This is a genomic window from Polyangium sp. 6x1, from assembly GCF_029946515.1.
Taxonomy (GTDB): domain Bacteria; phylum Myxococcota_A; class Polyangia; order Polyangiales; family Polyangiaceae; genus Polyangium.
In genome coordinates this window covers 1-18,927 of the sequence record NZ_JARZHH010000002.1, presented here as the reverse complement: position 1 = coordinate 18,927, position 18,927 = coordinate 1, and the positions used below count along the sequence as shown (strand labels likewise).

At 69.6% G+C, this 18,927-nt stretch carries 12 protein-coding genes and 1 tRNA gene; 5 read left to right on the top strand and 8 right to left on the bottom strand.

Going from position 1 to position 18,927, the window contains the following annotated elements; translation table 11 throughout:
* Positions 1-15: 15 nt before the first annotated feature.
* From QHF85_RS03235 to QHF85_RS03220, 4 genes are all read right to left on the bottom strand, one after another.
* Positions 16-4,572, bottom strand: coding sequence for a type I polyketide synthase (locus QHF85_RS03235; RefSeq protein WP_281325545.1), 4,557 nt, complete (start codon positions 4,570-4,572; stop codon positions 16-18).
* A 29-nt stretch (positions 4,573-4,601) separates the two neighbouring features.
* A complete protein-coding gene (hutH, locus tag QHF85_RS03230) occupies positions 4,602-6,134 on the bottom strand; it encodes a histidine ammonia-lyase (protein ID WP_281325544.1) in 1,533 nt (510 codons plus the stop codon).
* Between the two features lie 67 nt (positions 6,135-6,201).
* Positions 6,202-6,924 (bottom strand): aspartyl/asparaginyl beta-hydroxylase domain-containing protein, encoded by a 723-nt coding sequence (locus QHF85_RS03225; RefSeq protein ID WP_281325543.1) that lies wholly within the window; start codon positions 6,922-6,924, stop codon positions 6,202-6,204.
* Between the two features lie 7 nt (positions 6,925-6,931).
* Complete coding sequence (locus QHF85_RS03220; RefSeq protein WP_281325542.1) at positions 6,932-10,423, bottom strand: amino acid adenylation domain-containing protein; 3,492 nt, start codon at positions 10,421-10,423, stop codon at positions 6,932-6,934.
* 379 nt (positions 10,424-10,802) lie between these two features.
* Here QHF85_RS03220 and QHF85_RS03215 point away from each other — a divergent pair, with 379 nt between their 5' ends.
* Positions 10,803-12,440, top strand: a complete 1,638-nt coding sequence (locus QHF85_RS03215; protein WP_281325541.1) for a cyclic peptide export ABC transporter — start codon at positions 10,803-10,805, stop codon at positions 12,438-12,440.
* A 176-nt stretch (positions 12,441-12,616) separates the two neighbouring features.
* On the opposite strand, the gene QHF85_RS03210 is transcribed toward QHF85_RS03215, so the two are convergent.
* Positions 12,617-12,703 (bottom strand) — tRNA-Ser (locus tag QHF85_RS03210).
* 192 nt (positions 12,704-12,895) lie between these two features.
* Here QHF85_RS03210 and QHF85_RS03205 point away from each other — a divergent pair.
* The gene (locus tag QHF85_RS03205) at positions 12,896-13,729 is read left to right on the top strand and encodes an amidohydrolase family protein (RefSeq protein WP_281325540.1); all 834 of its coding nucleotides are present in this window, start codon (positions 12,896-12,898) and stop codon (positions 13,727-13,729) included.
* Here the strand turns inward: QHF85_RS03205 and QHF85_RS03200 are convergent.
* Genes QHF85_RS03200 through rpe form a run of 3 tightly spaced genes read right to left on the bottom strand, consistent with a single transcriptional unit; the run spans position 13,726 to position 16,753 of the window.
* Positions 13,726-14,664, bottom strand: a complete 939-nt coding sequence (locus tag QHF85_RS03200; protein ID WP_281325539.1) for a cysteine synthase family protein — start codon at positions 14,662-14,664, stop codon at positions 13,726-13,728. The genes QHF85_RS03205 and QHF85_RS03200 overlap by 4 nt on opposite strands.
* Positions 14,661-16,031: a hypothetical protein gene (locus QHF85_RS03195; protein ID WP_281325538.1), complete on the bottom strand. Its 1,371-nt coding sequence runs from the start codon at positions 16,029-16,031 to the stop codon at positions 14,661-14,663. Before QHF85_RS03195 ends, QHF85_RS03200 begins: the two co-directional genes overlap by 4 nt.
* On the bottom strand, positions 16,028-16,753 hold the full coding sequence (rpe, locus tag QHF85_RS03190; protein WP_281325537.1) for a ribulose-phosphate 3-epimerase: 726 nt from the start codon (positions 16,751-16,753) through the stop codon (positions 16,028-16,030). The genes QHF85_RS03195 and rpe overlap by 4 nt, the downstream gene beginning before the upstream one ends.
* Positions 16,754-16,845: 92 nt before the next feature.
* Between rpe and QHF85_RS03185 the strand changes: the two genes are divergently transcribed.
* The 3 genes from QHF85_RS03185 (at position 16,846) to QHF85_RS03175 (ending at position 18,759) form a co-directional block, all read left to right on the top strand.
* On the top strand, positions 16,846-17,295 hold the full coding sequence (locus QHF85_RS03185; protein ID WP_281325536.1) for a GNAT family N-acetyltransferase: 450 nt from the start codon (positions 16,846-16,848) through the stop codon (positions 17,293-17,295).
* Positions 17,296-17,362: 67 nt separating this feature from the next.
* Positions 17,363-18,262: a hypothetical protein gene (locus tag QHF85_RS03180; protein WP_281325535.1), complete on the top strand. Its 900-nt coding sequence runs from the start codon at positions 17,363-17,365 to the stop codon at positions 18,260-18,262.
* Positions 18,253-18,759 carry a cyclic nucleotide-binding domain-containing protein gene (locus QHF85_RS03175; RefSeq protein ID WP_281325534.1) on the top strand — a complete coding sequence of 169 codons (507 nt, stop codon included), beginning with the start codon at positions 18,253-18,255 and terminating at the stop codon, positions 18,757-18,759. Before QHF85_RS03180 ends, QHF85_RS03175 begins: the two co-directional genes overlap by 10 nt.
* Positions 18,760-18,927 lie beyond the last annotated feature (168 nt).

Here is an 18,927-nt window from a genome sequence, read left to right as displayed (position 1 = left end):
CCTTTCCGTCCGCTTTCAGGCGCCTTCCGCCTCGGCCTCGGCGAGGATTTCTTCCTCGATCGCCTGCGAAAGCTCGGCGACCGTGCTCACCTCGAACAGGGTGTGCAGGGGAAGCTCGATCCCGAAGGCCGCGCGCAATCGGCTCATGAGCTGCGCGGCGAGCAGCGAGTGCCCGCCGAGCTGGAAGAAGTCGTCGTGAATGCCGACCTTCTCGACGCCGATGATCTCCTCCCATATCTGCGCGACGACGCGCTCCGTTTCGGTGGTCGGCGCCGCGTAGGCCGTCGTGAGCGCAGGCCGCTCGTGCGCGCCCAAAGCCGCCTTCGTCTCGCCGCTGCGCGCGGCGGCGGCGGCGAGGGCGTCGACGGCGGCGCGGGTGAGCGCAGGCGGGCGCGGGGAGACGGCGACCTGCGGCAGCCCGCTGCCGAGCGCGCGCGCAAAAGCCTCCACCCCCTCCCGCGGCGCGATGGCCTCGCGCAGCAGCCGATCACGCTCGGCGCGCATGGCCTCGGGCAACACGGCCTGAACGGCCATGCCGACCTCCTGCCAGGTATCCCAGTTGATCGAGACCGCGGGCACGCCCTTCGACGCGGAAAGCTTTTGCGCGAACGCGTCGAGGAAGGCGTTCGCGCCGCAGTAGTCCACCTGGCCGGCGCCGCCCACGAGCGCGCTCATCGAGGAGCAGAACACGAGGAACCTGGCCCGGAGATCCGACGCGAGCGCGGCCACGACAGCGGCGCCGTGGACCTTTCCGCGCAGCACCGCCGATACCTCGCTCGACGAACGACGAGCCATGGCGCCGCCGCCCCCGACGCCGGCGGCGTGAATGATCCCAGCCACCCCTCCGAATCGCGCGGCGACCCGCTCTGCGACGGCGCGCATCGCCGCGGCATCGGCGACGTCGGCCGCTTCGATCACGACCTCGACCCCCGAAGCCTCGAGGGCGAGGAGCTTGCGCGTGCTCTCCGCGGCCTCCCAGCGCTCACGGGGCGGCGGCGGCGTGCGGCCCACGAGGACGAGCGCCCGCGCCCCCGTACGAGCGAGGTAGCCACCGAGCTCCAGGCCGATGCCCCCCAGGCCGCCGGTGATCATGTAGACCCCGCCCGGCACGAGCGGAATGCGCGCCTCCTCGGGCCTCTCGATTGCGACCGGCTCGAAGGACTGGACCCACCGGCGCCGGCCACGAAGCGCGACGACGTCGTCCTGGATGGGGCTCTCGATCTCCGCGACGAGCTTTCGGGCGAGCTGCGCGCGCGCCTCGACGGAGTCGGCAGGCGAAACGTCGATGTGGACGCAGCGCACGTTCGGCAGCTCCTGCGGCACGACCCGGCACGGCCCCGTCACCGTGGCGGTCTCGGGCCGGAGCGCCTCCTCGCCCGTCACGTCGTACGCGCCGCGTGTGACCACGCCAAACTCGACCGCATGGATGACCGCCTCCGTGACGAGCGCCTGCGCGAGGAAAAGGAGCCGCAAGAGGTTCCGCTCGGCCAGGGCCGCGACGCTCTCGCGTGGATCGGGATCCCGCATGCCCCACAGGTGCAGGATTCGATCGGGCGTGCGACGCACGACACGCAGATCCGCGAGCAGCGCGTCGTAATCCTCGCGGGCGTCGGGACGGATGACGTAACGATGCTTGTCGAGCTTCTCGAAGCGCTGGCCCGGCACGACCGTGGTCACGATGTATGCGCTCGCTTCGAGCTCCGCAGCCAGCGCGGCGGAGAGGCCCGCGTCGTCCGCGAACACGAGCCACGAGAGCCGGGTCGCGGCCCCGCCCTGCGCCCGGCGCGCGCGCGCGGGAGCCTGCTTCCATTGCGGCGCGTAGAACCACGCGTCGAGCTCGGGTCGCTCGACCGGGGGAGCGCCTTGTTCGGCGCGCGCCTCCGTCGTGACGGCCGTGGGCGCGGGATCGAGCCAGTATCGGCGCCGCTCGAAGGGGTACGTCGGAAGAACGACGCGCCGGCGCCCCTCGCCGTGGAGCTTCTCCCAGGCGACGGAGGCCCCCGCGAGCCAGAGCCGGCCGGCGGCCTCCAGGAGCCCTGCGCGCTCGGACGAAACCCCCTTCGACCTCGGCAGGGACGCGGCCCCACGGACGTCCGCGGAGCCGAGCGTGTTCGCCGCGAAGCGACCGAGCGCCTGCCCGGGGCCGACCTCGAGCAGGACGCGATCACTCCCCTCCATCATGGCTTTGATCCCGTCGCCGAAGCGCACCGTCGCGAGCAGGTGCTCGGCCCAGTAGCGAGGATCGGTGGCCTGCTGCTCGGTGATCCACTTGCCGGTGACATTCGAGAGGAAAGGCAGGCGCGGCGGCGCGCGCTTGACCGAGCGAACGATCTCTTCGAAGGCGCGCGCGGCGGAGGCCATCATCGAAGAGTGGAACGCGTGCGAGGTCTTCAATCGCTGCGAGGCCACGTCGCGGCGCGCGAGCTCGGCCTCGATTTGCTCGATCTCGCCCGTGGGACCGGAGAGCACGCAATCCGAGGGCCCGTTGACGGCGGCGAGCGAAACGCCTCCTCGGGCGAGCGCGCTCGCCTCGGCCTCGGGTAGCTTCACCGCGATCATCGCCCCCGCCGGGGCCGCTTGCATCAGCCTGCCGCGCGCGGCCACCAGCATCAGCGCGTCCTCGAGCGAAAAGACCTCGGCCAGACACGCGGCGACGAGCTCTCCCAGGCTATGGCCGATCATGCCCGCCGGGCGCACGCCCCATGCGAGCCACTGTTGCGCCAGGGCAAACTCCACCGCGAAGAGCGCGGGTTGTGCCAGGGCGGTCTGCGTGAGCCGCAGCGCCTCGTCCTCGGGCCGATCGCCCCTCGGGTAGAGCGCCTCGCGCAGGTCGAAGCCGAGGTGCCGCTCCAGCAAACTGGCACAGCGGTCGAGCCACGTGCGGAAGACGGGCAGCGTGCGGTAGAGCTCCGCGCCCATGCCCGGGTGCTGCGCGCCTTGCCCGGGAAACATCCACGCGACGCCCGGCTCGCCCTGCTCGTGCGTCGCGGAGGCCACGCGCTTAGGGTCGAGCGACGAGAGCACCTGCGCGGCATCGGCACCGTCGCGGCAGACCACCATCCGCCGGTGCGGGAAGTGCCGGCGCCCCACCTGGAGCGTGAACGCGACGTCGCCGAGATCGAGGTCCGGACAGCGCTGCAGGTGCTCGGCGAGGTTTCGGCTGGCGTCGTCGAGCGCCTGCGCCGAACGCGCCGAAAGGACGAGGAGCTGCTCGCCGTCCGCGCGCGCGGACCGCTCCACGCGCGGGGCCTCTTCGAGCACGACGTGAGCGTTTGTCCCGCCAACCCCGAACGAGCTCACCCCCGCGCGCCGAAGCGCGTGGGTGGTGGGCCACGGGCGCAGCTCGGTGTTCACGAAGAAGGGGCTGTTCTCGAAATCGATCGCGGGGTTCGGCTTCGTGACGTGCAGGCTCGGCGGGATGAGCCCCTGCTCGACGGCGAGCGTGGCCTTGATCAGGCCCGCGACGCCCGCCGCGGCATCCAGGTGGCCGATGTTGCTCTTCAGCGAGCCGAGGGCGCAGAACTGCCGGCCGTCCGTGCCCTCGCGGAACGATTGCGTGAGCGCGCGGATCTCGACCTGATCGCCGATGACCGTGCCAGTGCCGTGGGTCTCGACGTACCCGATGGTCGCGGGATCGACGTCGGCCATCGCGAGGGCCGCGCGGATCGCGCCTGCCTGACCGTCGACGCCGGGCGCGACGAAGCCGACCTTCGCGGCCCCGTCGTTGTTGATCGCCGAGCCGCAGATGACCGCGTGGATGTGATCGCCGTCCGCGAGCGCGTCGCGCAGGCGCTTGAGCACCACGACGCCCACACCGTTGCTGAAGAGCGTCCCCTGGGCCTTTTCGTCGAACGCGCGGCAATGCCCGTCGGGCGACATGATGCTGCCGGGCCTCGCCGCGTAGGGGCGCCGCTGGGGGACGACGACCGACACGCCGCCGGCGAGCGCCATGTCGCACTCGCCGGTGAGCAGGCTCTGGCAGGCGAGATGGACCGCCACGAGCGAGGTCGAACACGCCGTCTGGACGGTCATGCTCGGACCACGCAGATCGAGCTTGTAGGAGACACGCGTGGCGAGCAGGTCGCCGTGATTGCCGAGGAACGCGAGGTCCGGATCGAAGCGCGGCGAAAGCCTCCTCGAATGGACGTTGAGGAGCAGATACCAGTTCATCGAGGCGCCCGCGAAGACGCCCACCGGGCGCGCTTGCGGTCCGCCATGACCCGCGCGCTCGAGCGCCTCCCAGGCGCACTCGAGGAAGATCCGGTGTTGCGGATCCATGAGCTCGGCTTCGCGCGGGTTGTAGCCGAAGAAGAAGGCGTCGAACGACTCCACGTCGGAAAGGACGCCGCGCGCGGAGACGCGCATTTCGGGCGGAATGGCCTGCTCGCCCGGCAGCGGTTCGAGCTCGCCCTCCTCGAAGAACGAGATGCACTCGGAGCCCTTCACGAGGTTCTGCCAGAGCTCCTCGACGGTCTTCGATTTCGGAAACCTCCCGGCCATTCCGATGATGGCGATGCTGGCGTCGAGGCGAGCGTCGTCCGCCTGAGGAGAGGTGACTCGTTCGTCTGTCATCGTTGCGACTCCGCGCTCTTCGTCATCGCTCAGAGGAGGGACCACTCGCGCACCCACGCCGGTGCGCGATGCATCAAGAAATCGTGCGCCTTCTCGATATCGTCGCTCATGACGCGATCGCGCTCGAGGAAGGACACCTCGCCGCGGAACTGCTGCACGATGCCCTCGGTGATCGGGGACAGGCGCAAGCCGCGGTTGAACTCGACCGCCTGCGCGGCGGTCAAGAGCTCGATGGCGAAGACCCACCAGCAGTTCTGGACGATCTCCTGAAGCTTGTAGGCGGAGGTCCCGCCCATGCTCACGTGGTCCTCCTGGAGCTGGCAGGTGGGAATGGTGTCCACGCTGGCCGGCGTCGAGAGCACCTTGTTCTGGTTCACCAGCGCCGCGGACGTGTATTGCGGGATCATCAGGCCCGAGTTCAGGCCGGGCTCGTGGACGAGGAAGCTCGGCAATCCTCGCTGTCCCGAGAGGAGCTGGTAGGTCCGCCGCTCGGAGATGCTCGCGATCTCGCTCGTGGCCATGGCCAGGAAATCCAGGGCCAGCGCCGTCGACTCGCCGTGGAGGTTGCCCCCGAAGAGGATCAGATCCTGCTCGGGGAAAAACAGCGGATTGTCGGAGACGCCGTTGACCTCGTTCTCCATGGTGGTCTTCGCGAAGCCGTACGCCTGGCGCACGGCGCCGTGGACCTGCGGGATACACCGGAACGAATACGGGTCCTGCATCGACCGGTTGCACGTGGGCAGCTCGAAATGGTTGCTGCCCTCGAGCAGTTTGCGCAGGTTCGCCGCGACCGCGCGGCGCTCGAGGTGATAGGAGGTCTCGTGGTACGGCGCCTGGTAGAAGGTCCGCGAGGCGCTGAAGGCCTGGACGCTGACCGCCGCGAGCATATCCGCGCATCCCACCAGATCGCCGACATCCATCAGACACTCGGCGGCGATGGCGTTGATGTACTGGACGCCATTCGTGAGCGCGAGGCCTTCTTTGGCCTTCAGCCGCAGCCGATCCCACCCGAGCTTCGAGAGCGCCTCGGCGGCGGGGACGATGCGACCCTCGAAATGGACCTTGCCAAGGCCCAGAAGCGGCAGGGACAGGTGGGCGAGCGGGGCCAGGTCGCCGCTCGCGCCCACGGTCCCCTTCTTCGGGATCACCGGGATCACGTCGTGGTTCCAGAAATCCACCAATCGCTGGACCGTCTCGAGCGAGACGCCGGTGTGCCCCGTGCGGAAGGTCAAGAGCTTGATGAGCATGACCAGCCGGGAGACGTCCTCGGAGACGGGATCGCCCACGCCGCAGGCGTGGGACACGACGTGGTTGTATTGCAGCGTCTCGACCTCGTCGGCCTTCACGCGCGTCTCGCAGAGCGAGCCGAAGCCGGTGTTGACGCCGTAGATGTAACGATCTTCCTGCGCCTTTCGCTGCACGTACTGGGCGCCCGCATCGATTTTCTCGGCGACGCTCGCGTCGAGCGCGAGGCGAGGGCGCTCTTCGACGATCGCACGCAGGTCGCCGAGCGAGTAAAAATCAAGGGTGATCGACCGTGTGGTCTTCGATTCGATGCTCAATGGAGACCTCGCCTGGGTGTTGGGATCGCATCGCGGAGAACGGCCAGCGCTCCGCGGAGAGCACCGTTCATTGCAAGGAACGGCGGTGCTTCTTGAACAAATTCGATAGATGAATGAGCGCCTGGATCTCGATGGGGGTCAACTCGGGGTGCCAGATGTCCCACAAGAGGACCACCCGCACGCTCGTGCCACGGTTCCAGGCCTCGTGCATGTAGCTGTCATCGAAGATCAGGCATTTGCCTTCCTGCCATGCGCGCGTTTCGCTGCCGACCCTGATACCACAGCCCTCCGGGATGATGAGGCCCATGTGGCAGGTGAGCACGATGTTGCTCCCGCCGCTGTGGGGCGTGATGTGAGCGCCCGGATTGAGCTTCGAGAACATGCCCTGGCGCGTGCCGTGCGGCAGGCTGTCGATGAGACGCACGGTCTCCGGACAGCGGGCGCAGCTCCGCGGGTATTTCTTCCCCGTGACATAAAACGGAAACGTGTCCCAGCCCCGCCAGCCGAGCTCTTTGGTATCGGGATCCTCGTAGGGAGAGAAGCGCACATTTTGATCGAGCAAGGCCTCCGCTTCCCTGCGGCAGGCTTCGTACGCCGCCTCCGCCCGAGCAACCCATTCGAACTCCGCCGTGTCGTGCCAGGGCCGCGCCCTGAGCCCCGGGAAATAGAGCCGCGAAGCCTCCTGCTCCGGATCCGCGTCGGGAGGAACGGGCGTCCCGACGAGGATGTTCAAGCATTCCTCGACCCGCTCGAGCCCCGCGCCCCCCAGGCGCTGGCGCAGGTCGTCCATGACAAACTTAACCTCCATTCGTACCGCCCTTGTCGTTTCGCGTGGATGTCCCATGCCCCGCGCGCCTGTCGCGGAGCTGTTGCATGGCCGAGCGCCGGTTCCGCGCCCGCGCGCCGCTCTCCTCGACGACCGCCTCCTCTGCGGGGGCGCGGGAGGCGTCGAGATAGCGGGTCAGCGCGTCGATCGTCGGATGCCGGAAGAGCTCGATGATCGGGATCTCGGTCCCGCAAGCGCGCGCCAGCCGGTCGCGGAGCTGCACCATGAGCAGCGAATGGCCGCCGACGTCGAAGAAATTGTCGTGCACGCCCACGCGCTCGAGCCCGAGCACCTCGCGCCAGACCGAAGCAATGGTCTCCTCGAACCCGCTCCGCGGCGCGACGAACGCGCGGTCGAGATCGGGGCGCTCGCCGGAGGGGACCTCGAGCGATTTGCGATCGATCTTGCCCGTCGAGGTCCGGGGCAGCGCGTCGAGGAAGACGAACGCCGCCGGGACCATGTAGCTCGGGAGGCGCTCGGCGACGAACTGCCTGATCTCGGTCGAGCTCGGCGCGGGCGCGCAGACGACGAACGCGATCAGCCGTTGATCGGTCTCGCTCGCGCGATGCGCGATCACCGCGCACTCGCGCATGGCGGGGTGCGCCGCGAGCACGCCCTCGACCTCGCTGATCTCGACCCGGTTGCCCCGGATCTTCACCTGGTGGTCGCGTCGGCCGAGGAATTCGAGCGTGCCATCGGGTCGCCACCGCGCGAGGTCGCCCGTGCGGTAGACCCGATCCGGGTAATGGTCGTGCAGCGGGTTTTGCACGTAGGCCTTTTGCGTTTCCTCGGTCCGGCCGAGGTAGCCCTCGGTCAGGAAGGCGCTCCGCACGTGGACCTCGCCGGGGATGCCGATGGGACACGGGCGGCGCGCCTCGTCGAGCACCAGGATTTGCCGCCCGTCGATCGCGCGTCCGATGGGGATCGTCGAAAGCTCCGGATCGACACGCTCGACGGCGTAATGCGTGGCGAGGACCGTCTCGCTCGGACCGTAGAGGTTGAAGAGCGCAGGGCGCGGACCGAAAAACGCGAGCCAATCACGCGCGAGGCTCACGGGCAGCGCCTCCCCCGCGAGGAGTACGCGCGCGAGATGCGGCACGGCGGGCGCGCCGGGCGAGCGCGCCGCGTCGAGCAGGTGGCGACAGAAGCTCGGCACCATTTGCAGGAGGGTGATCCGCTCGGCGGACACCCATTCGAGGGCCGCTCGGGGATCGGTGCGGAGCGCGAGCGGCGCGAGGCAAAGCGTCGCGCCATGGCAGAGCGCGCCGAAAAGCTCGCAGAGGCCTGCGTCATAGGAGATGGGCGCCCACTGCGCGACGCGCTCGGAGGGCCCGATCCCGAACCTGCGCGCCTGCCAGTCCAGAAATTGCGCGAAGCTCCGGTGGGATTGAACGATCCCCTTCGGCCGGCCGGTGGAGCCCGAGGTGTAAACGACGTACATCGGATCGGCCGGGGTCGTCGAGGGCTCCGGATCGTGCTCGGGCATTTCGACGAACGCCTGAAAGCCCGCGCCCTCCGGGAGCGCCGCGCCCGGAGGCACCTCGATCCCGGTCACATCGATCACCGCCGCGGGCCCTTGCGCGCCCGCGCGATCGAGCAGCGAGAGGACGTGGGCGTGCGAATCCGCATCGACGAGCACGAGGCTCGGGGCGACCTCCTCGAGCACGTGGCGCAGACGCTCGGGAGGGTGCGCCGGGTCGAGGGGCACCACGACGGCGCCGGCCTTGAGCACGCCAAGCAGCGCGGGGACCTGGGCCGGCCCGTGCCCGAGCATCACCGCGATCCTTTGCCGCGGCGCGAGCCCACGCGCGCAGAGCCCGTGCGCGAGCTGATTGCTCCGCGCATTGAGCTCGCCATAACGCAAGGAATACGTTTCCGAGACGACGGCCACGGCCTCGGGAGCGCGCGCCGCCCATGCCTCGAAAGCCTGATGGACACCACGCTCCTGCGAATACTCGGCCGTATCGTTCCACTCGACGAGCAGCGTGCGCCGCTCGGCCTCGGTGAGCAGGGGCGCGTCGAGGATCTTCTCGTCCGGACAGCGCGCGAAGGCATCGAGGAGGACGAGCAGGTGCCCGGCCATGCGTTCGATGGTGCAGCGGTCGAAGAGCTCGGCGCTGTATTCGAGCCACGCGTGAAGCTTGGCGCCGACGGGACGCACCGTGAGCGTCAAATCGTGCATCACGGCGTCGGGGGTCACGTCACGCGGGCGGAGCGTGAGCCCCGCGAGCGACAGCTCCTCGAGCGGAGCGTTTTGCAGGACGAACATCACCTGAAAAATCGGCGCATGGCTCGGATCGCGCTGCGGGCGCAGCTCCTCCACGAGCCGCTCGAACGGCAGCTCCTGGTGGGCGAAGGCGTCGAGGGCGACGTCCTTGACCCGACCGAGCAGCGCGCGAAAGGACGGATTGCCCGAGAGATCGGCGCGGAGGGCCAGCGCATTGACGAAGCATCCGATGAGCGGCTCGAGCTCGGGACGGCTCCGGTTGGCGACGGGCGTACCGACGACGATGTCCTCCGTCCGGCTGTAACGCGCGAGCAGGACGTCGAAGGCCGCGAGCAGCGCCATGAAGAGCGTCGCACCCTCGCGGCGCGCGAGGGATTCGAGGGCCGAGGTCAGCGCCTCGGGAATGTCGAACGTGACCGTGCCGCCGCGCGACCCCTGAAGGGTGGGGCGCGGCCGATCGGTCGGCAATTCGAGCAGCGGCGGCGCGCCGGACAGCCGCGAGCGCCAATGAGAAAGGTCACGCTCGAGCACCGCCCCTTCGAGCCGTCCCCGCTGATGGGCGGCGAAGTCCGCAAACTGCAAGGGAAGCTCGGGAAGCGGCGACGGCTTGCTCGTGGCGAATGCCTCGTAGAGCGCAGCGAGCTCGCGGACCAGCACGCCGAGCGACCAGCCATCGGCCGCGATATGGTGAATGGCAAAGAGAAGCGTGTGCTCGTTCGCGCTCCATCGAAGGAGAATGGCCCGGAGGAGCGGCCCGCGCGAAAGGTCGAAAGGCCGCTGGGCCTCCTGGATCATCCGCTCCGTCTCGCGCTCACGCTCGGGCCCGGGCAGGCCCTCCAGGCGCTCGACGTGCAGCTCGATCGGCAAAGGCGCGTCGATCTGCTGCACGGGTACGCCCTCGCGGAGCACGAACCTGGTTCGCAGCACCTCGTGACGCCGCACGATCTCGGAGAAGGCGCGCTCGAGCGCGGACACGTCGGGCGTGCCGCCGAGGTGGGAAGCGAAGACCAGGTTGAGCGGCGTGGTATCGACCGACATCTGGTGGAGGAACCAGAGGCGCTCCTGCGAAAAGGATAAGAGCGCCGGCGTCCCGTCCGAAGGGCGGCGTTGAATCGATTGCAACCTCGATGAATCGAGCCCCTTTTGCCGCGCGCGCTGCTCGAACAGCTCTCGCTGGGCAGGTGTGAGCGAGGCGAGCCGCTTGGCCATCTCGTTCAGCAGATCACGGCTCGACATAGGGGACCCTTGATACAACACGTTCGCGGACCGATCCAGCGGCCACGCCCGCGAAGGAAGCCAGCAGGCTGTTAACGAAGGCAAAAACTCGCGGATGGACGGAGCCTCACCCTGCCCCTCCGCGGCTCGCTGCCGATAGCAAAAAGCAAGCCACCTCATTGCATGCCGTGAATGCCGGCGTTCGCGCGCGCGGAGCCCCCGGCGTTGTGCAAGATTGGCGCAAACCGTGCGCGGCACAGCGCAGGCCCAGCGCAACGCGACCAGCGCCCCGCCCTCCCGCGGGGATTGCCGTGCCGGCGGTTCGCTTCTTGCCTGGCGAGCGCGGTCCCTTGCGGTCCTCGCGGCATCGCAATAGCGTCCCGGGCTGGAGAAGGTGAGCGTGAGCCTCTTCGAGATCATTCTGAAACGCTCGAGGCTGGCCGCGCTGGGCGCGCTCGTCCTCGGGCTGATCGGCGGCTTCGCCAGCGCCGGGCTGGTCGCCGTCATCCGTGCGGCCCTCGAGTCCGACGCGCGGCCCGCGTCGCTCGCCGTCACCTTCGTCGGCCTGTGCGCCGTCATGATCGTGGCCCGCTTCTGGGCCCACGCCGTCGTCGTGCGTCAGGCCGAAGCCGCCGTCTACGATCTGCGCCTGCGGCTCTCGCGCCAGATCCTCGATGCGCCCCTCCGCACCGTCGAAGAGATGGGCCCGGCGAGGCTGCTCGCCATCCTCACGGAGGACGTCCTCGCGGTGGCCGGCGCGATCCCGGCGACGCTCGGCGTCGTTCCGCAGCTCGCGGTGGTCCTCGGCTGCCTCGTCTACATGGCCTGGCTCTCGTTCCCCCTGTTCCTCGCCAGCGTGCTCACGATGGCGGCGGGGATTTTCGTGTATCGCGCCGTCGCCGAGAGGGCCGTGAAGCAGCTCGACAGCGCGCGGAAGGACACCGACGACCTCGCGCGTCACTTCCGGACGGTGACGGATGGGGTGAAGGAGCTGAAGCTCCACCGCAAGCGCCGGGAGGAGTTTTTCGCGCAGGTCCTCGGCCCCACGGCCGCCTCGGCAGGCCAGAACGCGATGCGCGGAATGACGGCCTTCGCCGCGGCAAACGGCATCGGGCAGGCGCTCCTCTTCTTCGCAATCGGCGGCTTCCTCTTCCTCGCCCCGACGCTCTGGAAGGTCGCCGGCCCCACGGTCGGCGGCTTCGTGCTGGCGGCGCTCTACCTCATCCCGCCGCTCGATTTCGTGCTCGGCGCGATGCCCGTGCTGACGCGCGGGACGATCGCGCTCAGGTCGATCGAAGCGGCGGGCCTCTCCCTGTCGAGCGCTCGCGAGGATCACGGGACGGATCGGCCGGCCCCGGCGATCGATACGCTCGCGCTCTCCGCGGTGACGTACTCGTACCACCGCGAAGACGAAGGCCGGTCCTTCACCGTCGGCCCGGTCGATCTGGCGCTCCGGCCGGGCGAGATCGTCTTCATCGTCGGCGGGAATGGCGGCGGCAAGACGACCCTCGCCAAGGTGCTCGCGGGCCTCTACACGCCCGAGTCGGGGGAAGTCCGCCTGAATGGCGAGCTCGTCGGGCGAGGCGAGGAGGAGCGTCATCGCGAGCTCTTCTCGGCGGTGTTCTCCGACGCCTTCGTCTTCGATTCACTGCTCGGCATCGACGGCGCCGGTGTGGACGAAGCGGCGCGCGCACTCCTTTCGCGGCTCCAGCTCGACCACAAGGTCCGGATCGACGGGCGCGCGCTCTCGACGACGGCCCTATCCCTCGGGCAACGCAAGCGCTTGGCGCTGCTGATGGCGCTGCTCGACGACCGACCGATCTACCTCTTCGACGAATGGGCCGCGGAGCAGGATCCGACGTTCCGCGAGCTGTTTTACACGCACTTCCTGCCCGAGCTGCGGGCGCGCGGAAAGGCCGTGCTGGTCATCAGCCACGACGATCGTTATTTCCGGGTGGCGGACCGGATCCTCAAGTTCGAATACGGCAAGGTCCTGGCCTACGATTCGCGGACGCAGGCGTCCGAGACGTCGGCGTGACCCATGCGCAGCGCGCGATGCTCGCAGCCGCGTGCGGGCCATGACGCGAGCAATGCGCGGAGCGTTGGCGCGGGTGTGCGATCATTCCAGAACCCGTGTCCAGACCTGTCCCCGTCTGTCCACTCCTGGTCACGCCCCGGACCGCTCTAACGACCGACAACTCCTACAGAAATCAGCGGAGGAGAAGGGATTCGAACCCCTGGTACCCTTCCGGGTACGGCGGTTTTCAAAACCGCTGCCTTCGACCACTCGGCCACTCCTCCCGAACGGACGCCGAAAATCTTCGGCTTTTTCTTCCTGGTTTGTCAATCCCTTGCTGCTCGCACCTCCGTCGGTCCGCTCCCCGCTGCCGGTCGGCTGCCGGGCGCGGCGTCGGGACAGCACTACCACGGGCCGACGCTCGTCGCACCTCCTCGGCGCGCGCGCGGCGTGCGATGCTCGCGCGTGGAGGTGCCATGAACACGCCTGCCTTCGTCGTCGATGCCTGGATCCAGCATCCCACCGGCCCGTTCCTGCGGGATCCGCTCTTCGCCACCCTGCGGCGGTGGATGGGCGTCGAGGCCGATGCGCTCCCGGACGTCATTCCCGACGCGTTCACCCTCGGCGCGCTCGAGGCCGCGTCCGTCTCGGTCGCGCTCGTCTCCGCGTGGTGGGGGCCGTCGGGGCCGATGCTCGACAACGATGCCGTGGCCGCGTTCGTCGGTCGGTATCCCGAGCGGCTCGTCGGCGTCGCCTCCGTCGACCTCGCGAGGCCCATGGATGCCGTGCGCGAGCTGCGGCGCGCCGTGCGCTCCCTCGGCATGCGCGCGCTCCGCATCCTGCCCTGGCTCTGGGGGCTGCCGCCGAATGACAGGCGGTATTATCCGCTCTACGCCGAATGCATCGAGCTCGACGTGCCGTTTTGCCTCCAGGTCGGCCACGCAGGGCCGCTCCGGCCGAGCGAGCCCGGACGGCCCATTCCTTACCTCGACGAAGTCGCGTGTGAGTTCCCCGAGCTCCGCATCGTCGGCGGACACATCGGCTATCCCTGGACGAACGAGATGATCGCGCTCGCCACGAAATACCCGAACGTGTACATCGACACCTCGGCCTACAAAGCGAGCCGTTATCCCCCGGAGCTCGTCGCGTTCATGCGGGGGCACGGGCGCGAAAAGGTGCTGTTCGGGAGCAACTGGCCCATGCTCTCGCCCGTGAATTGCCTCGACAAACTCGATTCGCTCGGGCTCGAGGAAGAGGCGCGCGCGGCGTTCCTCGGGGAAAACGCGCGGCGGGTGTTCAAGCTACGCTAGCGGAGCCATTCGCGCGTGAAGTAACGGTCCCAGCTATCGGCCAGGATCGCGACCACCGGGCCCTGGAGCTCGCCGCTCGCCGCCACGCGGAGCGCCGCGACCACGGCGGCGCCCGAGGAGGCGCCCACGAAGAGGCCTTCTTCGCGGATCAATCGGCGCGTCATGAGGAACGCGTCCTCGTCGCTCACCGTGATCGCCTCGTCAATCACCGTGCGGTCGAGCAATTCCGGAGGCCGGCTCCCGCCGATGCCCTCGATTCGGTAGGGCGCGTCCGGGCCGATCTCGCCGGTCTCCGCCCAATGCGCCAGCACCGAGCCGCGCGGGTCGGCGAGGACGATACGCACGCCGGGGGCGAGGCGCTTCAAATACCGGCCGACGCCCGTGATCGTGCCGCCCGTGCCCGCGCCGGCCACGAATGCGCCGATCTTGCGGCCCATCGAGACCAGGATCTCCGGGCCTGTCGTCTCCTCGTGCGCCCGCACGTTCGCGGGGTTTCGGAACTGGTCGGTCAAGAACCAGCCCTCCGTCTTCGCGAGGCGCTCGGCCACGTTGCGGAAATTGTCGGGGCTGTCCGGCGGATCGTTTGGCGTGATGTGGAGGCGCGCGCCGAGCGAGGAGAGCGCCGCGCGTTTGTCGACGCTCATCTTTTCGGGCATCACGCAGACGAGCTCGTAGCCCCGGACGGCCGCCATGAGCGCGAGGCCCATGCCCGTGTTGCCGGCCGTGGCCTCGACGAGCGTCGCGCCGGGCTTCAGGGAGCCGCGCTTTTCGGCGTCCTCGATGATCGCCCGCGCGATGCGGTCCTTGATGCTGCCGCCGGGATTGAGGTGCTCGCATTTGACGTACACCGGCACGGGAAGGCCCTTGCCGATACGCCGGAGCGGCACGATGGGGGTATGGCCAATCTCGTCGAGGATCGTCCGGGTCTTCGTCATCGTCCCGCGCGGGCCCTGCCCGCCTCATCCGGTGGTGCGGCCTGCCAAACCTCCCCCAGCCACGTCACCGCCTCGGCGCATTGACCCCGCGCCCGCGGTGTTCCCCCGTCCCTCTCGTAAGGCCCCGCGACGAACGCGATGTCCCGGCCCCGCGCCCCCCAGGCGACAGGGCCGAGCTTGTCCCGCTCCCGGCAGTCCTTCCCATACTTGCGCTCGAAGAGCTCCGCGACCTCGGCCGCGTCCGCCGGCGTGTCCATGCGGAGCCGGAACGCCACCGCGAAGAGCCGCTTTGGCCCCTCCGCGCGCATCGCCACCACGAATCGATCCCCGCCCCACCCCGCCGCGCCGCGCCGCGCCTCTGCGCGGCTCCCGACGTCCTCCAGCAAGATCCGGAGCCCCTGCTCGCCCATCACGTCGTCGATGAGCGCCCGATACCCTTGCCGTCCGAGCGCACCGAGCACCGGCGGCGCGACGGCCTCGGCCGGCTCGCGCGCGAGGAGTTTGTCGATGTGTAACAATTGCTCCGTCGTCTCGGGCATCGCTCGCCAGACCTCGTCGACCGCGGGCCAGTCGCCGCGGCTGCGCAAGGCCTGAATGAACGCGAAGCCGTCCGTGTAGGGCGAGACCAGGGAGGAGGTGATGGCGCGCGGGGTCTTCTGGCCGATGTCGGACATCGCCGTCGACGCGACGAACGCGAATCGGACCTGCTCCTCGCTCATCTGGAAGGCCGAGCCGAGCGTGACGTCGAGCATCGCGCTCGTGGCGTCGCCCTCGATGACCGAATGCACGGCCGAGAGGCGGTCCCCCGCGCCCGGCGCGTATTCGACCATCGGCGCCAGGGGAAAACTCTGGTCGGCGAGGGCGTGGGCGAGCTCGTGGGCGAGCGTCTCCTGCGCCTCCTCCTCGCCGAGGTCGTCGGCGAGGTACATGGCGCCGTCGTCCGGATCGTAAAACCCCGCGACACGCCCGCCGAGCAGGGCGAAGGCGCCGGCGACGAAGTCGTAGTCGGCAGGGACGAGGTCGAGCGCCGCGAGCAGCTCGCCCTGGGCGACGAGCGCGTCCTTCGGCGTGTCCTGTTCGACCGTCTCGCGGATGCGGCGGAGCATCGTGTCGCGATCGAGGACCTTGCCCGGCACGGTCCGCTTGATCGGGAGCCCGCGCGCGCGCGCGACGCGCTGGAGCATCGCCTGCACCGCCGCCGTGCTTTCCGCGTCGGGCGGGGTCTCTTCGTCGAGGTTGATCTCCCCCGGATGGGTCGGGGTCGGCTGGCTGGAGCTCGCCGGCGCGGGCGCGCGCGAGGGCGGCGACGAAGGGCCACAGCCGGAGACGAGCGCGAGGGCGACGGCCCCGAGCCAGGCGCGTTTCACGCCGCGGCTCCCACGCCCTCGGCCGCGTCTTCGCGCAGCGCGCGGATGGCCTTGGCGTAGCGAGCGACCCGCTCGTCGAAGGAGATGTCTCCGGCGCTCGCGACCGCGTTGAAGACGGCCGAGCCGGCGACGAGCACGCGCGCGCCGGCGCGGACGACCTCGCGCGCGGTGCCGACCGCGACGCCGCCGTCGATTTCGAGGTCCACGGCGAGGCCCTGCGCGTCGATGGCGCGGCGGAGCGCGTCGAGCTTGGGCAAGGCGCTCGGGATGAAGCGCTGACCGCCGAAGCCGGGGTTGACGCTCATCACGAGGACGAAGTCGCAATCGGGCAGCACGTAGCGGATCGTGTCCTCGGGCGTGTGCGGGTTCAGCACGACGCCGGCCTTCTTCCCGAGGGCGCGGATTTGCTGGAGGGTGCGGTGCAGGTGCGGCGAGGCCTCCACGTGCACGCTGATGAGGTCGGCGCCGGCCTTCGCGAAATCCGCGACGTACCGCTCGGGCTCGACGATCATGAGATGCACGTCGATCGGCAAGGTGGTCGCTGCGCGGACCGCCTGCACGACGAGCGGGCCGATCGTGATGTTCGGCACGAAGCGCCCGTCCATGGCATCGACGTGGATCCAGTCGGCGCCCGCGGCCTCGACGGCGCGGACCTCCTCGGCGAGGCGACCGAAATCTGCGGAAAGTATCGAAGGGGCAATGCGGATCGCGTCGCGACTCACGGCGCTACGGCTAGCATGTTTTTGGAGTGGGGTCCTCCGGCCAAGAGCGGCTACCCTGGGGGAGCCCGCGCCGGGCTCACGCAGGAGGCGCCGTGGAGCTGACGACGAGACCGCTCAAGAAGTCCGACTACGACGAGATCGTACGCGTGATCGACCGCTGGTGGGGTGGGCCCACGAGCGCGCTCGCGCACCCGATCTTCTTCTACGAGCTCGGAAGGCTCGCGCGCGTGGTGGAGCACGACGATCATCTCGTGGGCTTCTTGTTCGGCTTCATCGCGCCCGAAGGGCCGGTCGGGTACGTGCACATCGTCGGCATCCATCCGGACTACCGACGCCGCGGCGTCGCGCGCCTGCTCTACACCGCGTTCGAGGCCGACTGCCACGAGGCCGGCTGCCGCCTGATGAAGGCGATCACCACGCTCGGCAACGAGGGCTCGGTGCGCTTCCACGACGCCCTCGGCTGGGCGAGGGCCGAAGTCGAGGACTACGCGGGCCCAGGGCGTCAGCGGATCGTCTTCTCGAAGGAGCTTGCCGCTCGTTGATCTTTCGCCCCTTGGGCGTAAGGTTTCTCTCGCTTCTTCCTCCTGCTCCCGTTCGCGCGAGGTGACGATGAGAACAAGCTTGGCCGTGGCGTTGGCGCTCGTTTCGCTCGTGGGGTCGGTGCTCGGCGCTTGCGCGAAGGGCAGCTCGTACACGGGCACGGGCGGAAGCGGTGGCGAAGGCGGCGACGAGAGCGGGCCGGGGCCCGGGCCGTCGTCGAACAGCTCGTCGTCCGCGAGCGGCATGGGCGGCGCCGGAGGCATGGGCGGCGGCGCGGTGAGCTCGTCGGGCAGCGGCGCGGGGTCGTCGTCGTCCTCGTCCGCGAGCGGAACCGGCGGCGGCGGCGCGTGTGGCGAGACGCCCTGCAAGCTCGTCTCTCCGCAGTGTGGGTGTGCGGCCGGCGAGATGTGCCAGGTCGACGGCACGGGCGAGCGCGCGTGCGTGCCTGCGGGCAGCGTGCCGATCGGCGGGCTCTGCGACCTCGACAACGACTGCGCGTCCGGCGGCATCTGCCTCGCGACGACGCCGTCGATCAGCACGTGCGGCGAGTTCTGCTCGAGCGACGCGCAGTGCACGGCGCCGGGCGGCTTGTGCGTGGTGAAGCTCAACGACGGCAGCGGCGGCCAGGTCGCGGGCGTCACGCTCTGCTCGGACAACTGCAACGCCACGACGAACGTCGGCTGCGCGGCGGGCACGGCCTGCACGTTCGGGCGCGAGGCGGCGGGGCAGATGCGGCTCTACACGACGTGCCGCGAGGCCGGCAGCGGCACGCAGAACTCGTCGTGCACGGACGACACCGATTGCGCGGGGACCTACGGGTGCTTCAACACGGGCGTGGATGAGTGCTTGAAGTACTGCAACGTGAACTCGCCCATCTGTCCCTCGGGCACGTCGTGCACGCCGATCACGATCGGCGCGGACGCAGTGGAAGTGATCATCGGCAACGTGACGTACGGCGCATGTCTGTGAAACTCGGCTTCCAGGGTGGCGAGCGGCTGCGGGAGATCGGCCTGTTCGGCGGGCTCGGCGACGAGGTCTTGCAAGACCTCTCGGGCTCGCTCGATCTGATCGAGCTCACGCCCGGCTCGGTGGTGTTCCGCGAAGGCGACAGCGGTCGCGAGATGTTCGTCTTGCTCGACGGCGAGATGGAGGTCTTGAAGCAGTCGAAGCGCAAGCACGAGACACGCGTGGCCGTGCTCGGTCCGGGCGACTGGTTCGGCGAGATGTCGATCCTCGACGTCCTGCCGCGCTCGGCGACGGTGCGCGCCGTGGCGCCGTCGAGGCTGCTCCGGATGACCGCGCACGACCTCGACTCGCTCTACCGGCGCGACCTGCGCGCCTACTCGCTGCTCGTGCTCAACATCGCGCGCGAGATGTCCCGACGCCTGCGCGTCTGCGACAACCTGCTCGCCGAGCTCGTGGCCAACGTGATCGACGAGTACACCCGGCCAAACCGGACGAGCTAGCCACACCGTCCTCCCCTCTCCCGCGAGGGAGGGGAGAGGGGATGGAGGTGCGGGGATCGATCCGCCCCGGCTACTTGCCGCGCACGCCGCCAGCGCCGCCGTCGCCGCCGGCGCCGCCAGCGCCGCCAGCGCCGCCTGCGCCGCCTGCGCCGCCTTCGCCGCCTGCGC

Bases quoted from the DNA above. Each gene is read 5' to 3' on its own strand.
- QHF85_RS03235 (WP_281325545.1), bottom strand. From the start codon at position 4,572: ATGACAGACGAACGAGTCACCTCTCCTCAGGCGGACGACGCTCGCCTC.
- QHF85_RS03225 (WP_281325543.1), bottom strand. From the start codon at position 6,924: ATGGACGACCTGCGCCAGCGCCTGGGGGGCGCGGGGCTCGAGCGGGTC.
- QHF85_RS03220 (WP_281325542.1), bottom strand. From the start codon at position 10,423: ATGTCGAGCCGTGATCTGCTGAACGAGATGGCCAAGCGGCTCGCCTCG.
- QHF85_RS03205 (WP_281325540.1), top strand. From the start codon at position 12,896: ATGAACACGCCTGCCTTCGTCGTCGATGCCTGGATCCAGCATCCCACC.
- QHF85_RS03200 (WP_281325539.1), bottom strand. From the start codon at position 14,664: ATGACGAAGACCCGGACGATCCTCGACGAGATTGGCCATACCCCCATC.
- QHF85_RS03180 (WP_281325535.1), top strand. From the start codon at position 17,363: ATGAGAACAAGCTTGGCCGTGGCGTTGGCGCTCGTTTCGCTCGTGGGG.
- QHF85_RS03175 (WP_281325534.1), top strand. From the start codon at position 18,253: ATGTCTGTGAAACTCGGCTTCCAGGGTGGCGAGCGGCTGCGGGAGATC.